Origin of the sequence: Ktedonospora formicarum (assembly GCF_016587355.1) — a bacterium.
Lineage (GTDB): Bacteria > Chloroflexota > Ktedonobacteria > Ktedonobacterales > Ktedonobacteraceae > Ktedonobacter > Ktedonobacter formicarum.
In genome coordinates this window covers 2182501-2198055 of record NZ_BNJF01000001.1, presented here as the reverse complement: position 1 = coordinate 2198055, position 15555 = coordinate 2182501, and the positions used below count along the sequence as shown (strand labels likewise).

At 49.6% G+C, this 15555-nt stretch carries 11 protein-coding genes and 1 pseudogene (1 of these 12 only partly in view); 9 read left to right on the top strand and 3 right to left on the bottom strand.

What is annotated here, in order from left to right:
• Window positions 1–1025: 1025 nt before the first annotated feature.
• From K3T82_RS09460 to K3T82_RS09450, 3 genes are all read left to right on the top strand, one after another.
• Window positions 1026–2408: a helix-turn-helix domain-containing protein gene (locus K3T82_RS09460; RefSeq protein ID WP_220193226.1), complete on the top strand. Its 1383-nt coding sequence runs from the start codon at window positions 1026–1028 to the stop codon at window positions 2406–2408.
• Window positions 2409–2601: 193 nt separating this feature from the next.
• Entirely contained in the window at window positions 2602–3513 is a 912-nt protein-coding gene (locus K3T82_RS09455; protein ID WP_220193225.1) for an RNA polymerase sigma factor, read from the top strand.
• A gap of 90 nt (window positions 3514–3603) precedes the next feature.
• Entirely contained in the window at window positions 3604–4677 is a 1074-nt protein-coding gene (locus K3T82_RS09450; protein ID WP_220193224.1) for a hypothetical protein, read from the top strand.
• Between the two features lie 21 nt (window positions 4678–4698).
• On the opposite strand, the gene moaC is transcribed toward K3T82_RS09450, so the two are convergent.
• Window positions 4699–5211 carry a cyclic pyranopterin monophosphate synthase MoaC gene (gene moaC, locus K3T82_RS09445; protein WP_220193223.1) on the bottom strand — a complete coding sequence of 171 codons (513 nt, stop codon included), beginning with the start codon at window positions 5209–5211 and terminating at the stop codon, window positions 4699–4701.
• Window positions 5212–5676: 465 nt separating this feature from the next.
• The gene (locus K3T82_RS09440; protein ID WP_220193222.1) at window positions 5677–7035 is read right to left on the bottom strand and encodes a helix-turn-helix transcriptional regulator; all 1359 of its coding nucleotides are present in this window, start codon (window positions 7033–7035) and stop codon (window positions 5677–5679) included.
• 829 nt (window positions 7036–7864) lie between these two features.
• Here K3T82_RS09440 and aroC point away from each other — a divergent pair.
• The 3 genes from aroC to K3T82_RS09425 all read left to right on the top strand — a co-directional run bounded on the left by aroC (window position 7865) and on the right by K3T82_RS09425 (window position 12838).
• Window positions 7865–9016 carry a chorismate synthase gene (gene aroC / locus K3T82_RS09435; RefSeq protein ID WP_220193221.1) on the top strand — a complete coding sequence of 384 codons (1152 nt, stop codon included), beginning with the start codon at window positions 7865–7867 and terminating at the stop codon, window positions 9014–9016.
• A 400-nt stretch (window positions 9017–9416) separates the two neighbouring features.
• Complete coding sequence (locus K3T82_RS09430) at window positions 9417–11030, top strand: penicillin-binding transpeptidase domain-containing protein (protein WP_220193220.1); 1614 nt, start codon at window positions 9417–9419, stop codon at window positions 11028–11030.
• A 158-nt stretch (window positions 11031–11188) separates the two neighbouring features.
• On the top strand, window positions 11189–12838 hold the full coding sequence (locus tag K3T82_RS09425; RefSeq protein WP_236031076.1) for a peptidoglycan D,D-transpeptidase FtsI family protein: 1650 nt from the start codon (window positions 11189–11191) through the stop codon (window positions 12836–12838).
• A gap of 1 nt (window position 12839) precedes the next feature.
• Here the strand turns inward: K3T82_RS09425 and K3T82_RS09420 are convergent, their stop codons facing one another.
• Window positions 12840–13304: a Fur family transcriptional regulator gene (locus K3T82_RS09420; protein ID WP_220193219.1), complete on the bottom strand. Its 465-nt coding sequence runs from the start codon at window positions 13302–13304 to the stop codon at window positions 12840–12842.
• A 442-nt stretch (window positions 13305–13746) separates the two neighbouring features.
• On the opposite strand from K3T82_RS09420, the gene K3T82_RS09415 reads away from it, so the two are divergent.
• The 3 genes and pseudogenes from K3T82_RS09415 to mnmE all read left to right on the top strand — a co-directional run.
• Window positions 13747–14028: a hypothetical protein gene (locus tag K3T82_RS09415; protein WP_220193218.1), complete on the top strand. Its 282-nt coding sequence runs from the start codon at window positions 13747–13749 to the stop codon at window positions 14026–14028.
• A 27-nt stretch (window positions 14029–14055) separates the two neighbouring features.
• Window positions 14056–14919 carry a formate dehydrogenase accessory sulfurtransferase FdhD gene (gene fdhD, locus K3T82_RS09410; RefSeq protein ID WP_220193217.1) on the top strand — a complete coding sequence of 288 codons (864 nt, stop codon included), beginning with the start codon at window positions 14056–14058 and terminating at the stop codon, window positions 14917–14919.
• Window positions 14920–14934: 15 nt separating this feature from the next.
• A pseudogene (mnmE, locus tag K3T82_RS09405) lies at window positions 14935–15555 on the top strand (tRNA uridine-5-carboxymethylaminomethyl(34) synthesis GTPase MnmE) (it continues 818 nt past the right edge of the window).

The following is a 15555-nucleotide window of genomic DNA, read 5'->3' as shown; positions in this document are numbered from 1 at the left end:
CTTATGCATCTAAGCAATGTGAGCTATATGGATAAGACGAGACAATAGAGCATGTGATTAACTTTTCTTAAGAAGTGTGAGCGGGTAAAGAAACTATGCAACTATATCTGCTCACTGGAGACGGTTGCTGTAATATCTGAGCGCCTTGCTTGTATACATACTCCAATTGTAGGCATGTCAGGATGCTGTCATAGAAACGGTATCAGAGGTGTCTTAACAAGAAGAGGCACAATTGATAATTATTTTTGATGAGCTGTTTGTAAGTACTATCCCTCTCCTTCTTTTGCTCAAAGCATTCTATATTTGACGGGAAAAGAGTACGCAAATAATCACTTATACACTGAAGCGCCAGAGCGCCTGTATAGCATGAAGCCAGGGGATTGAAGCTGTTATCTTGTGTTATAAAGTGAGGTGTTGTGAAATAATCTGAGAAATAGCAAGGGAACGCTTTATCTTAGATTGAGAGAGAAAGCTTACTAGTAGGCCATAATATAAATGTACAACACAGAGATTTTTAACTCAAAAAATATTTCATTATGTTCTAATGTACCGGTGTAAAAATTTTTGTAGTAACACTATGATAAAAGTGCAATATGGGTTGACTCAAATCATAAGTGTATGTTAGACTAGCAGAGAGAAAGCATTATCTAGCAAATCCTTCTCCTACGACAATGGACTTGTATGGAAGCGAGTTGTAAATTCTAGGAGTGCTAAAACAATTGTTACACCATGAACTCGCGTGAGACTCGTAGGAGAATGCTAGGTTGGTTCGATTGTATGTGCTGACGTGTTATCCAATGCAGTGCAATGCATCTAGTATGCTTGTGATTGCGGCCGGTGGTGGATGGACTACGGAATTTTCTTCGCCGGCTGAGAGGCATGCTTGACCGAGGTAGTCGGGAGCAAGGTGCGGCACAATTCTGCCTGGTCTGATGAGCGCGCAGCACTATTTGGGCCGCTTCAAATGGTGGTGCGATGTTCCCGACTGAAGGGATTTACTATTCGTTTGAAAGGAAACGTCTTCCATGCCATCCCTTGAAACTGCCAATGTTGGGAAGGCTGTCGCTGCGCGTGTAGGGACGAATATTCGAGAAGTACGCACGAAGCTGAATATGACCCAAGCGCAACTAGCAGCCCCTGAGTTTTCTATATCGTATATTTCAGCGATAGAGCGAGGAAAGATACGCCCATCGCTAAAGGCCCTCTCCATTCTCGCGCGTCGACTGGATGTACCTCTTACCTTCCTACTAGAGGGTTCGCCTGCCGGGGCGGCTGAAGCGCGAGCGGTTGGTTATTCGCCTGCTGATTCGGGACCTGACCAGCGTATTGATGTTGATTTAGTACAGGCGAGTGTGCTGGTTGAGCAAGGCTCTTATATCGAGGCTGAAGAATTGCTCGCTCCTATCCAGCCTGAGCGAATCACTACCGATCAGGTCTATCGCCTCTACCTCTTACGCGGTCAGATTCACCTGGGCTCAAATGAGTATCAGGAGGCGGTTGTTGATCTGCGCTCGGCCATTGCTCAGGGTGAAGCGCTCAATGATAGCGAATTTACTGAGCGCGCGCGCAATTTGCTTGGCAAAGCTTACTTCTCCCTCTATAACTATACGTTAGCAATGGAGAATCATCATCGTTGCTTTACCGCTATCGAGAATGGTCAGATTACCGATCCAGTCTTCTCGTTGGAAGTCTTTAGCAATCTTGCTAACGATTACTTCCGCCTGGGCGACCTTGACAAATCTATTGAGTTCTATAATCGCGCCCTTGAGATGCTTGACGCGATGAACCGTGATAGTAAGAGCTTCGCGCGCAAGTATATCGAGATTAGTCAGCATTACAAGACTGTTGGCAAGCTCTCTATGGCACGTGAGTATGCATTGCGTAGCCTTGCCATTTACGAAATGCGCGATGAACAGCGCCTGGTTGGCTTGACGCATCAGCGCCTGGGTAAAGCCCTGGAGAAGCGGAACGATCTAGAGAGCGCCGAAAAGGAGTACCGTCAGGCCATCACTATCGAGCGCGAATTGAACGATGAGGTAACGGCCTCGCTGTGTCATACCTCTCTGGCGGAGTTACTTCTTAAGCGCGGTGATGTTGATGAAGCATTGCATGAGGCGAGCCAGGCACTTGAGTTCGCACGCTCTAGTGGCGACGCCCAGACACAAGGCCAATCTCTGATTGCCCTGGCACAGATTCACCACCAGAAGGGGGATTATGCTAAGGCGGATGAGCACTTCTCACAAGCTCTGGAGCTACTGGACACCTCCAATGCTCACGAGATTGCAGCCAGCGCGTATTTCCGCTTCGCGAATTTGCTAGAGGAGCGTGGCGAGGTCCAGCGCAGCCTGTCTGCTATCAAAAAGGCATATGAGCATCAGCGACTTGGCAAGCGCGGCGATTTCGAGTAACGCTCGCAGCTCTCTTCGCATCTTAAATACAAGCGTTGCACCTCCGACTACTTATATATAAGTAGTCGGAGGTGCAATTTGTTGCGTTTGCTCATCAATCCTTGGTACAATGCAGGTGGCTGAGCCTAGCTGTCGCTAATTACACATAGGCTCAAAAAACAAATCCTACGGGCATTACAGAGGAGTATTCTACATGCCATTTACAGCAGATGACCTTCGGTATCGACCTGAGCAAAGCTACCCTCTCCTCTATGCGTACTTACATCGAAACGCACAACGCTTCCTTGGATCACTCAAGTATGATGCCTTTGAAGTAGATACCGTTGTGGGACATGTCGTCGAGCAACTTGTACGCCTTGGCCTGTTAGGTGGTGCGGATCATACGTCAAAGATGGCTCTTGATCAGATTACAGATGCGCAGTTTTACGCTTTTCTGAGTCGGAGTATCAGAAATAAAGCTATTGATCGCTTGCGTAAGCGCAGGCTCCAGGTAAGCACCTCCGCAGAACTAGAAACATTTGATAGTGAGGAGGGGGATGACAATCCTTTCGATGATGCCGTTGTTTCGGCCTGGGGCACAACACCTTTCTCTACCCCCGAAGAGATTGCGCTGCATCTGGCTTCACAGGATCACTTGCGCAATCTGCTCAAGCATTGCATTTATGTATTGAGTGCCGCCCCTAACCAGCTACAGGCTGTTGTGCAAGAGCTACATGAGATGGGAGCGGACGACTTACTTCAATCAATTATAGAGGAATTGCGCATTGACCCTGCCGCCAATGCTCCCGCGAATCCTCATATGAGCCAGCATAAGGATCATGCCCACCGTAAGTTGCGCCATTGTCTCCAACAACAAAGCACCAATTTGACAGTGCGAGTTGCCTTGCGTTTGATAGAGTGTAAGGTCCCGGTTCCCGGAAAGGCCGGTAGCGCAATAGCGCTTCAGGCGCTCATCTACGACGATATTTCCGAGGATGATGTACGTACTGCCCTACGTCAGCTAGCCACTGAAGGACTTCTGGATTGGGATGGAGCAGATATTGTACAGGTGTCTGCCTCCCAGTTGAAGCGCCTGGCCCGTTTCTACCGCGAGGGCGAAGAATAAAGGGACCGCAGTAGATAGGAATGAGACAGCGCACCCGCCCCAAAAGCGAGTGAGATGATAGAGCAGGCTTCTTGAGAGGAGTAGACACCTATGAATATGCGGTTTGAGGGAGACGAGGCGCAGCGCGATACTAATGCCAGGCTCGCTCAGTGGTTGTTGCAACTCATGCGTGAGACTGAGCGTGAGAGCTCTCCACCTGGAGAGGCGTTGGAAACACCTTCCATTGAGAAGAGTTCAAGGCGTGAGTCCCGATTGGAGACGCAGCTAGAATTACAGATGAATGAATCTTACCATCTGCGCTTCTATCAGCAATTACCTGATTTTGCCCTCGCCCAACTTCGTGGTGATGAGCATGCTACCATTCAATATGCTTCTCTACTCTATCACCTGGCGGGGTGTGCGGAGTGCCATCAGGCATATCTAGAGATCTACAATGCGCTGGGAGAAGCGCTTGGGGAGACCAAAGTTCACGCCTCGCATATGGTTTATGGGAGCCGAGCTACCAGCGTGACCCCTCAACGGATGCTTGGTCATCTATGCCGTGCTCTCATCAGTCAGGCCGAGGCTGTCTTGAAGCAGGCGCGACGTGAGCATAAGGATGAGGACCAGACCGCTCGCTCTCTACTTCAGACAGCGCTACGGGTGAGTGCGCGTATCAATCAAAGCTCTCTACGTCAGCACGCGACTCAGGATTTAGTGCGCGTGGCTTTGCTCTTTGGTGGCCCTGAGGCTCCACGTTCAACGACAGATCCCAATGTGTTCCAATATTCGCCTGTGCTGACAGGTGTGGGGACACGCACAAAGACGGTACGCCGTGCAGATATGCTCAATCGCCAAACGGAAGAGCCAACGATCCATCTTCAAGCGAAAGGCCTGAATGGCTCTATTAGTCAGATGGGACGCACGCTGGAACTGCGTCTTCAGCGACTCGCTCCTGAACTTATTGGGCATCATCTGTTAATTACAGTACTACTTGGCTCCCTAATTGAGCCGGTGCGCTGGCGCGGAGGCAATCCCCTGGCTATTCGAAGCGAGTCTGCTGTTGACGAGGATGGAACCCTGATCATGTCTCTTGGGGAGACAGATCTTGACCTGAGTGATCCAGAAGAGCATAACCTATTAGAGACCCTGTTTATGCTTCTAGAGGCACGTGTCTCTGAATAGGACATAAAATAGATTGTATGGTCACGACCGCTGTTCCGGTTTAAAAGTAACAGTGCCGCTTTTGCCTCCGCTTTTCTGGGCGATATAGGCCTGCTCAAGGGTAATAGTGGTGTCTACACCCTTACACATATCGTAGATTGTTAACGCGGCTACTGTCACAGCGGTTAGCGCTTCGACATCCACTCCGGTTTTATATGTTGTGCGTGTGCGTCCCTCGATAGTGATGATACCTTGTGTGCTATCGAGGGTAAAGTGTAAGTCAATATGGGTCATGGGTAGCGGGTGGCAGAGGGGAATGAGTTGTGGGGTCTGTTTGGCTGCCATAATGCCCGCGATCTTCGCTGTCTCCAGGACACTACCTTTAGCGACTTGATTATGCTCAATGGAACGGGTTGTCGCTGGTAACATGCGGACCTGAGCGTGGGCTATAGCCTCGCGCATCGTCTCTGGGCGTTCTGTCACATCAACCATATGTATATTACCCTGCTCATCCAGGTGCGTAAGTTGACTTTGTTTTTCGTCTTGTGTAGACATAGATAACTCCTCTCTTTCTCGACCTCCAGTATAGCGTATGAGACTGATGCGCGTATAGTCCACCGTTTCCTATCAAGATTTTATCTTTCACGCATTTTCTCCTTGCATCATGAGCGCTAAAGTCGCGACTTTGGCGTCTGGGGTCCAGCGTGGAAATGCTCCGCTTTACTGGGCATTCTTTTTAGAGATAGGGGGAGGGTCATTCTACTATAATAGATATGGAGGATAAGAGGTTGAGAGAAGCAAGGTTATGGGCATCTCTGAAGCTATATGGATTGCGGTCTATTAGCTTTGTTCAGGATGCCCGTGATGGCATATTGCAAAGGATGAGATGACGCTTCCCTGCATACTGTTGCCATTGCAGGCGCGACAAATTTCTTTTTGTGGCGAAACATGGGTGGAGGTTCGCCGCTATGAATAAGTGTGAATGTGCAGATGGTTCGACAGTGATTTGTATTTGTTACTCTACTTGCCTAATTCCTGGCGGCTCTGGAAGGCTCGTCTGAAGTAGACGAAGGCTTCGTGTTCTTTTCCATGCTCTTCAAGAAGTTGTGCGTATTGAACTGACTCATTCGCCAATTCTTCATGAAGTTCCAGGCGCTCAAACATACTCAAACCTGCCGCGAAGTAGGTATCTCCTTGAGCTTGTTGCCCTTGAGCGTAAGCGATGCGTCCGAGGAGAGTATATGTCTCAGCTCCAATGATGGTATCACCAAAGCTAGTGATGAGTTCCTGATTCTTTTGAGCTTCTGTAAGTGCGGTGTCAAAGGCATGTTGTTCGAAATGCCAGGCGGCATTGCACAGGTTGAGGCTCGCGAGTGAGAGTTTATCGAGGGTATGAAGGCTTGCCTCTTGCTGCACTATATTATCAAGGAAAGAGCGTGCTTGTTGTAGATCATTTTTGAGCATTGCCTGCCCTAGATAATAGTAGAGTTCGCTTCTGAGTTGAGAAATTTGAGTCTGCTCTGTGAGAAATTGGCTTTTGTAAGCGTAAAGAGTAGCAAGATCGTACTCTTTGTGATCGCTATGATGACGCACTATATCAATGTATGCTTGTTGATTCTGAGACGAATTGATTTGATAGCCAATAACATCGAGAGCCTTGCGGAAGGCTTCAATTGCCAATTCCAGGTTTTCTTGCTGTGTGTAATATTGCCCTATCTGCATATGTAGCTGTAGTGCGAACAAAGGGTCAAGAGGAATCGTGCTTAACTCAAGGGCACTGAGGCAGCGCTGAAAGGAGAGGTGAGCCTGACTGTGATTGCGCATAGAGGTATATGTGAGGGCGAGAAGGTAAAGGATGCGCAGAGTCAGGTAGTGATCATTAAGCTCCTTCGCGATTTGTAGTGCCTCATTTAACACATATTCAGCTTGCTGGAAATGACCATTCTTATAATGGGCCCAACCCATAAAAAAACGATGACGTAAAAGTTGAGAACGTTTAAGGCGTTTGAGAGGGATTTTTGCTAATTGCGTTAACGCCAGGGCTGCATCTCCCTCACGGAGAGAGACATTGATCTCGATAAGTGTAAGGTCGATTTCCTCTTCCTCGCGTTCTGGCAGAGGAAAGATACTGATATTGCGATCCTCGCCCTGGGAGCGATTGGGGAGCAATTGAGTTGAGGAGAGTCCCAGGCGTCCAGCTAGAATCTCAAGGGCGCGTAAAGAGGGATGAATTTGTCCGCGCTCAATGGCTGAGATGTAACTGACTGAGAAGTCTGGAGAGGCTAGCTGGCTCTGAGTAAGATGCTGAGCAATGCGTGCGGTACGCAGCTTTTCCCCCACCGACTTTCCAATTTTGCTTGATGTTTGTTCAGGCGACATCTTGCCTCCTAAGTAGGTTCTCACAAATCTTATCGATAAATACACAAAAGACTTGTTCAAATGTATTGTAAAGTACAAATGTGTTTCTGTCAATATGTCGTTTCAATAAACGTTATAAAAATAATTTTCCTCTTTGCTTGTGTTACAAGTAAAGTGTCTAACTTGCAAACTACATTAAGATCATACTATTAGCATTTCTGCTATTAGAGAAGATATTGTATGTAGCGAATACTCTGTGTTTATTTTTCTAGCCTGCATGAGTTGTAGAGTGTTGAAGTGTAGTTTGGTTGAAATGCTCGATAGTTTGATAGAGAGCTCTTCAGTTCGTTTTTTCGCGTCTATTCTTCTTCTGTTATGACATAAGATGCAGAAAAAATCGTTCTCTCCGTTCTCTTCTATAATGTGAACGGTGAGGCCAGCCGTTTTTGGTGTGGATTTTATGTGTCTTTTGTACGTTTATCTATTACACCTCTTCAAGTCGCAGACTCCTGGATAGAACGTTAGATCTTATAAGATGTCTTGTTGTCACAGGTGGAGGGAAAATCGAATATGACTGACCTGCGTACTCCAGATATGACAGAGCTCTTGCGATTTTGCTCCTCATGTTTCTAGTATCCATGTGTTTAGCGGGAGCACCATGTGAGGCATCGTAGGTGACAAGACGTTCTGATTTGCCAGAAAGGCAGGATACCTATAGAATAGGTTTACGCGAGTAGTGCTGACTGTCAGCCAGGATAAGAAAGGCCAGCAGAGGGCATCCAGGTTGGTGTCCGGGTGGTGTGTCGATGATGATGTGGCAGGCAGTTATATATAAGGAGTAAGTAAAGTCATGTTCCGTTTTTTGACTGCGGGTGAGTCGCATGGCCCATGTTTAACCATCGTTGTTGAGGGATTGCCCGCTGGCTTGCCTGTCGAAAAAGCATTGATAGATGCAGACCTGAGGAGGCGCCAGGGAGGATATGGACGGGGTGGTCGTATGAAGATCGAGAAGGACGAGATTCGCTTTCTCTCAGGTGTGCGGCATGGAAAAACGCTGGGCTCACCCATAACTATGCAGATCGAGAACCGAGATTGGGTAAACTGGGAAGAGCGCATGAGTGCGGCACCTGTGGACGCGGAAATGGAGCGTGTCTCGCGTGTACGACCTGGGCATGCGGATTTTACAGGCGCGATCAAGTATGGGCAGGACGACGTACGAAATGTGATTGAGCGCTCCAGTTCACGTGAGACGGCTTCCAGAGTCGCGGTTGGTGGCCTCTGCCGCCAATTCCTGGCCCAGTTTGGGATTGAGATTCATAGTCATGTGCTCTCCGTCGTTGAGGTTGGCTATGAAGAAGAGCGTGGTATGACGGCTGACGCATACTCTCAGGAAATGTGGGAAGCGGTAGAAGCCTCGCCTATGCGTTGCGCTCGCCCGGAACTGACAGAGAAGATGATTGAGCGTATTCTGGAAGCGAAACGCGCGGGTGATACGTGTGGTGGCGTTTTTGAGGTTGTCGCTTTTGGTGTACCGATTGGCCTGGGAAGTTATAGCCAATGGGATCGGCGCTTAAGCACCCGGATTGGGATGGCATTGATGAGTATTCCCTCAACCAAGGGTGTCGAGATTGGCGCAGGCTTTGGCGCAACGCGTCGAACTGGCTCGCAGGTACATGACGTCTTGCGGCGCTCAGAGGAGGGCCAATGGTCGCACCTGACCAATAACGCGGGTGGCATCGAGGGTGGTATCTCGAATGGAGAGCCAATTGTTGCGCGCGTGGGCATCAAGCCTATTCCTAGCCTGGCACGTCCTCTGCCATCTGTTGATCTGGCGACAGGTGAAAATATTGACCAGAGCCGCTATGAGCGGAGTGATGTGTGTGTCGTGCCCGCCGCTGGCGTGGTCGGTGAGGCTATGCTTGCTCCCGTGCTAACCGAGGCCCTGCTTGAGAAGTATGGTGGCGATAGTATGGATGAAATGCTCCGGCATTTCCGCTCATAGAAGGGGATTTTTGACTATCCCGGCTTCTGTGATGGTTGAGATCACGGGTGTTGATAACAACATCCGTGATCCCCATTCGGATGTAGCCATGCTTGTGACAACGCGACGGATGATATACAATGCACGGATAGAAGGAAAACATAGAATAAGTCACATATATAACCACAATTGCTCACTCAATTGAAATTTCTGCGTATAAATGTTAGAGTCCGATTGGATGCGTATATCAACATGCACTAAGGTCTTATGCGAAAACCAACGCCGCAGTCGCGGCTAGCGCAGCCGCGCTCAGGTTTTCTTGTAAGGAGAAGGTCTTATATGAAACCCGAGCGTGCTCAGGTGTTCTCATAAGGAGTAATAAAGGCAGTCGCGAACGCTGTCTGCACATTCGAGGATGTAAATGAACATAAGCAACGGCATTCGTCGTATAACGCAACTGTTTCTCGTCTTGTTCCTGGCCATGAGCGTTGGCCTGGTCTACTGGCAGGTTGCGGTCGCTGAGCAGGTCACGTCCACGCCGCGCAACCAGCGGAGTTGCATGCGCTCCAACGTGCCAGTGCGCGGTCGCATCTTCGACCGGAATGGGGTCTTGCTGGCTCAATCGGTGCCTGACTCTACGGCGTGTGGTGGTTATGTACGCCACTATTATGAGCCCTCGCTAGCGGGCTTGATTGGCTATTACGCTGGTCCCAACTTCCTGGCGACTGGTCTGGAAGAGACGTTTAATGACTACCTTTCAGGCCAGGTTGGCATGACAGCGTTGGATAATCAGGTGAACAAGACACTACATCGTGCGCCCGTTGGTGATGATATCTATCTGACCATCGATGTGCGGATCCAGCGCCTTGTCGCCAAACACTTTAAAGAGCCAGTGCCCATCGACAACAATATCACCTTCTCCTCAGATCGTGGTTCAGCTATCGTGATGAACCCACACACGGGTGAAGTGCTGGCGATGTATAGCAGCCCAGGTTATGACCCAAATAAGATGGCGGAGACGCTCTCTCACGGTATCCTCAAATACTACAATGAGGTTTTTGCTGATAAAGAGCATCCCCTGGTCTTCCGCCCCACACAGGGCCAGTATGTGCCAGGTTCAACCTATAAGGCCATGACTCTGATGGCAGGTATTGATTCTGGTGCGACCGCACTTCAGAAGACCTACGAGCCAAAATATTCGATGGGTCCGGTGATGCTGGGTCAGCACCTTTTCACTCCAGAGATGAGTCATATTCAAGACTATACCCCCAAGAATACAAACGTTTCGACGAATTATGGCTTCGCGCACTCCGATAACGTGCTCTTTGCTAAGATTGGCGAAGATATTGGTGTGGACCAGTGGCTTGCCTACAACAAAAAGTTCTATGTAGGCGAGAAGATTCCGTTTGAGGTCCCTGTGGCGACGAGTCGTGTGACCAAAACCGATGGTACGTTGGATGAGAATACCCTGGTCGATAATGCCTTTGGCCAGGGCGTTGACTTTGTGACACCACTCCAGGTTGCATTGATCAACAATATCGCCGCTAACGATGGACAATTAATGCAGCCAACTGTTTTGAGCAAGATTACCACGAATGAGAAGGCCATAATCAAGACACAGACGGCGCAGAATCTGGGTGATCAACAGATTAAGCAGGAGACGGCGAGAGATACACGCAAGGCGATGTATGGTGTTGTGCAGTGTGGTTCAGGTAATAACAGTTTTGTACCCGGTGCAATGCTCTCTACTTCGCCCTGGGGCATCGCCGTCAAGACTGGAACTGCTGAGTTAGGTGGTGATCAGGCCGCGCATGGGTGGCTGATAACGCAAGCCCCCTATAACTACCAGGACCCCGGTAAGATGCCCGCACTTACCATCCTGGCAATGAAGGAGAACGGTGGTGAGGGCGCGAACTCCGTTGGCCCGATGGTAACCGCAATGTATAACGACATCTTTAACAATAAGTATGTCAAAGCGGATATGCCGCCTGCGCCACCTGCGAACTATTGCACCAGTGAAAAACTACTCTATTAATGATCTGCTGATCTTGTAGAAGGCCGCGTTAGTCTCCGCCTGGAAGCGGAGACTAACGCGGCCTTCTAGCATATAGGCGTCATTTGGTATGAGCTTTTGATGGCGGTGCAATCCTTGCATTGCATGCGACTCAATGCTACACTTGCAGGGTAATTGACGTGTCATTGTGTATTATTGTGAGTGATGTGGAGGTTGGTGGTGTGAATATCCGTGAGAATATATACGCTCTATTTATGCTCCTTCTGGCGTGTTTCGTTGCCTTGAGTGGGGGATTAATGTACTGGCAGGTTGTGGTGGCGAGGCAGGTAGCGGAGAGTACACGCAATAGTCGACCCTGCCTGACCTCCAATGCTCCCCTGCGAGGTCGAATCTTTGACCGCAATGGTGTCCTGCTTGCCGAGTCGAAGCCCACAAACAGAGGGTGTGGTTATCTGCGCGTCTACTATGAGCCATCCCTGGCGAACGTCATTGGCATGTATATCAGTCCGCTGTACAACGTGACGGGGATTGAGAAACAATATGATGACTATTTGAGTGGGCGTGTAGGGAGTACAGGACTAAGTAATACCATGAATCAGTTGCTCCACCGCGCGCCAATGGGCAATGACATTTACCTCACCATTGATGTACGCATTCAACGCCTGGTGGACCAGCATTTCGATGATCCTGTTACGATTGATAATCGCGATACCTTCGCTACAAATCGCGGCTCAGTGATTGTAACAGATCCACACACAGGAGAGATCCTTGCGATGGTGAGCCGTCCGGGCTATGATCCAAATCAGGTGATTGATGGTATCTTCGATGGTAACATGGATTACTATAACCAGCTATTAAAGGATCAGGAGCATCCCCTGCGCGAGCGTAACCTGCAAGAGACCTATATCCCTGGCTCTGTCTACAAAATGGTTTCGCTTATGGCGGGTTTAGATTCGGGTAATGCACGCCTGAATGATCTATATAGCAAGCAGCAAGCTATTGGGCCAATTATCATCAATGGACAAGCCTTTGGCCCAACTGGAAATAACATCTCCGATTTCACTAAACGTTTTCCCGTTACCACTGAGTATGGCTTTGTGCACTCCGATAACATTATCTTCGCTCAGGTGGGTGTAAAGATGGGCACGGACACATGGCTAGATTACAATAAACGCTTTTATGTGGGCGAGAAGATTCCCTTTGACCTGCCAGTGACTCCGAGTACGACTCAGTTGAATGAGCAGACACTGGAAGTGAATGAACTAGCTTCCGATGCTTTTGGACAAGGCTTTAATGCTATGACACCGCTTCAGATGTCCCTTTTCACTAATGCCGTCAGCAATGATGGGCAACTGATGCGTCCCATGCTTTTAGCGCGAACTGCTGATCGGAAGGGAACAGTCTTACAGACCTTTACCCCTCAGGCGATGGGCGCGCAGCAAATCAGTGTTCAGACCGCCGCGCAGGTGCGACAGGCGATGTATGGTGTCGTGCAGTGCGGATCGGGTTCGGTGGTGCCACAACTGATTAATTCGGGTATGAGCATAATCGCGAAGACCGGAACGGCGCAGGTGAGTAATGATGGTAGTATTCCAGCCCATTCATGGATGGTGACCGCCGCGCCTTATTCCGTCAATCAGCCGTCTCAACTTCCCGCGCTGACAATTATTGCCATGAAGGAGAATGGCGGTGAAGGTGGCTCCGCCGTTGGACCTATGATTGCAGCGATGTACCGAGATATTTTCAACAATGGCTATGTCAAGGCAACATTGCCAGCGCCTATTAGCCCAACAACTTACTGCTGCCGAACACGCTTGCTTCAATGCTAGGCTAGTGTGGCAGGTGCTCCTGACTCTCTTGCGCAAAGTGTTGCTGGCAGGAAGGGCAACAGCCTGAGGCGAGCAGGTCGAGAGTGACATCATGGAAGCCATAGGCCTGTTGCAGTTGTTCATGCAGGCTGCCCAGGAGATCCATATCCAGGTGGATAGTTTGATGGCAATGACGGCAGACAAGGTGGTGATGGTGAGCATCCTCGGATACTGCCTCGTAGTAAGGCTGGTCGCCCGGTAGATGAGCTGTGCGAATCAGGCCGAGCTTCTGGAGCAGTTCCAGCGTGCGGTAAATGGTTGAGAGGCTAACATTCGGGTTGTGGGCTTGTACACGTCGAGCGATTTCATCTACTTGCAAATGTTCTCCGGCATCCTGTATAACGCTCAGAATCATATGCCTCTGAGGCGTCAGACGATAACCGCGTTTACGCAAGACTTGACTACCCTTTCGGACGTAGTGATGCATAGTCGTGCCCCCCGCTATGGAGTGAATGTATCAATGTGAGCCCTATCCTAGCATGCAGGTCCATTCCCGTCAATGCAAGGTGCTGTGTTGCCCAGAGTATTCCTGTTCCTAGCATTGGAGTGAGCCTCAGCCTGTTTTTACACTTTTTACCTTAGGATCAGCGAAGTGGGCCAATTCCCGCCTGCACCGCCCTGTTGGCCGCCAGAAAATATTGGTAGTGATCTCCTACAAGTACTATATGCCCCTTATCGGGCTTCTAGTGGGCATATATCAGTGAAACGGCATGTAATGTGCCTGCAAGATTACTGTAACACAAATTATGTACGGAATATGCGAAGGCAGACGTTCATTTTCATGTTGTGAGCTGAAGAAAGAGCTGGAAGCATATATGCTTGATAGCTAGAACAGAAATTGCAGTGGTAGGAAGGAACAAACAATCTATATGGTACACTGGGAACATCGATACCTATTAGGGACCATGATATTTACTATCGCGGGTGACGTTGTGCGCGATTTTGATGATGAGTATGAGGCGTGGCGTTGGTTGGAACTGGAAGGGTGGGGACTGGCGGCGATTGAACCACCGGACCCTGTACGTCCTGGTGCCTGCAAGTACTACTTCAGACGTCGGGTGCGTGAGGAGTATCAGGCGCCTGTAACTAATGAGCATCGTGTCCTGGATACAAAGAGTCGACCCAGATCAGAGCGATCACTGAGGCGTTAAAAGGCCGCGAGAGAAGCGGAGTGTCATATGGGTAAGCAGACTGAGATATGGCGTTCGGAATTGGATCCAGAGCGCATTGTACAGACTGTCGTGAGTCACTGGCAAGAAGCTGAGTATTGTGAGCGTGAAGATGTGCTAGCGGTCGAGGAGCCATTTGAAGTCAGGATAAATGGCGAGAGCCTGGCGGTCATTATGCGTACCCCAGGGCATGATAGAGAGTTAGCGTTAGGCTTTCTTTTTAGCGAGGGCGTGATATCAGCCTCTCGCGATGTGCTCAACATCGAAAGCGCGGTAGATGCTGATGGTCTGCCATTGGCGAATGCCGTGAACGTGCGCCTGCAAAATTCCGGGGGGATGGCCTGTGAGCATGAAAGCGGAGCCACTTTCACGCGCCACTTCGCCGTAGCGTCAAGTTGTGGGCTATGTGGCAAAAATAGTATTGCCTCACTCTTTCAAGCAAATGATCCCTTGGACAATGATGAGCTACGTGTGCCAATATCCATCCTCTATGATCTAGCGCGCCAGTTACGCGACCAGCAGGCCGTCTTTAGCCATACGGGAGGCTTACATGCCGCTGGCCTGTTCTCCTTAACGGGAGAATTACAACTCTTACGTGAGGATATTGGCAGGCATAACGCGGTAGATAAATTGATTGGGCATGGACTCTTGCATAACGATTTCCCCTATCGCGAACGCTTGTTACTGGTCAGCGGGCGTACCTCATTTGAAATTATTCAGAAAGCGTTGCAGGCACATATTCCCTACGTTATCGCCATCTCCGCGCCATCAAGTCTCGCGGTTGAACTGGCGGAGAAGAGTAATATTACCTTAGTTGGTTTTCTACGTGGTCATTCTCTTAACATCTACACCCATGCGGAACGTGTTATATAGTGGTTTTCTCTTGCGATGGCAGGAGGGCTGGAGTATAATCCAGCCATGCAGAATGACACAATAGCCGCGATCGCCACCCCGCAGGGAGTGGGTGGTGTAGGTGTGATTCGTGTGAGTGGAGGGGAGTCCTTTCAGCTTGTCGCGCCTTTGTTGCGTAGGCCTGGGAAGGAGAGCATTCCCTCCATTCCTCCCACACACCATTTAACATATAGGGTGATAACTGACCCACAAACCCAGGAAGTGCTCGATGAGGTCCTGGTCGCTTTTATGCGTGCCCCTCATACCTATACTTGTGAAGACGTTGTCGAGATTCAGGGGCACGGTGGTCCATTAATCCTTAGACGCATCTTGCGAGCAGTTCTGAGACAGGGCGCGCGCCTGGCGAATCCTGGCGAATTCACGCTTCGCTCCTTCCTCAATGGTCGTCTGGATCTGGCTCAAGCCGAAGCCGTCATGGACCTTATTGGTTCGCAAACCGAGGCTGGTCAGCGGCTAGCGATGCAGCAACTACGGGGAAAACTCTCTGAGCAAGTACAACAGGCCCGCACCTCTATGTTGGGTGCCATTGCACGCATTGAAGCTAGCATCGATTTTCCCGAAGATGATGTACCAACTCCTTTAGCAGAAGAACTACAA

Excerpts from the sequence above, each read along its gene's own strand:
- K3T82_RS09460 (WP_220193226.1), top strand. The coding sequence starts at position 1,026 with ATGCCATCCCTTGAAACTGCCAATGTTGGGAAGGCTGTCGCTGCGCGT.
- K3T82_RS09455 (WP_220193225.1), top strand. The coding sequence starts at position 2,602 with ATGCCATTTACAGCAGATGACCTTCGGTATCGACCTGAGCAAAGCTAC.
- K3T82_RS09450 (WP_220193224.1), top strand. The coding sequence starts at position 3,604 with ATGAATATGCGGTTTGAGGGAGACGAGGCGCAGCGCGATACTAATGCC.
- moaC (WP_220193223.1), bottom strand. The coding sequence starts at position 5,211 with ATGTCTACACAAGACGAAAAACAAAGTCAACTTACGCACCTGGATGAG.
- K3T82_RS09440 (WP_220193222.1), bottom strand. The coding sequence starts at position 7,035 with ATGTCGCCTGAACAAACATCAAGCAAAATTGGAAAGTCGGTGGGGGAA.
- aroC (WP_220193221.1), top strand. The coding sequence starts at position 7,865 with ATGTTCCGTTTTTTGACTGCGGGTGAGTCGCATGGCCCATGTTTAACC.
- K3T82_RS09430 (WP_220193220.1), top strand. The coding sequence starts at position 9,417 with ATGAACATAAGCAACGGCATTCGTCGTATAACGCAACTGTTTCTCGTC.
- K3T82_RS09420 (WP_220193219.1), bottom strand. The coding sequence starts at position 13,304 with ATGCATCACTACGTCCGAAAGGGTAGTCAAGTCTTGCGTAAACGCGGT.
- K3T82_RS09415 (WP_220193218.1), top strand. The coding sequence starts at position 13,747 with ATGGTACACTGGGAACATCGATACCTATTAGGGACCATGATATTTACT.
- fdhD (WP_220193217.1), top strand. The coding sequence starts at position 14,056 with ATGGGTAAGCAGACTGAGATATGGCGTTCGGAATTGGATCCAGAGCGC.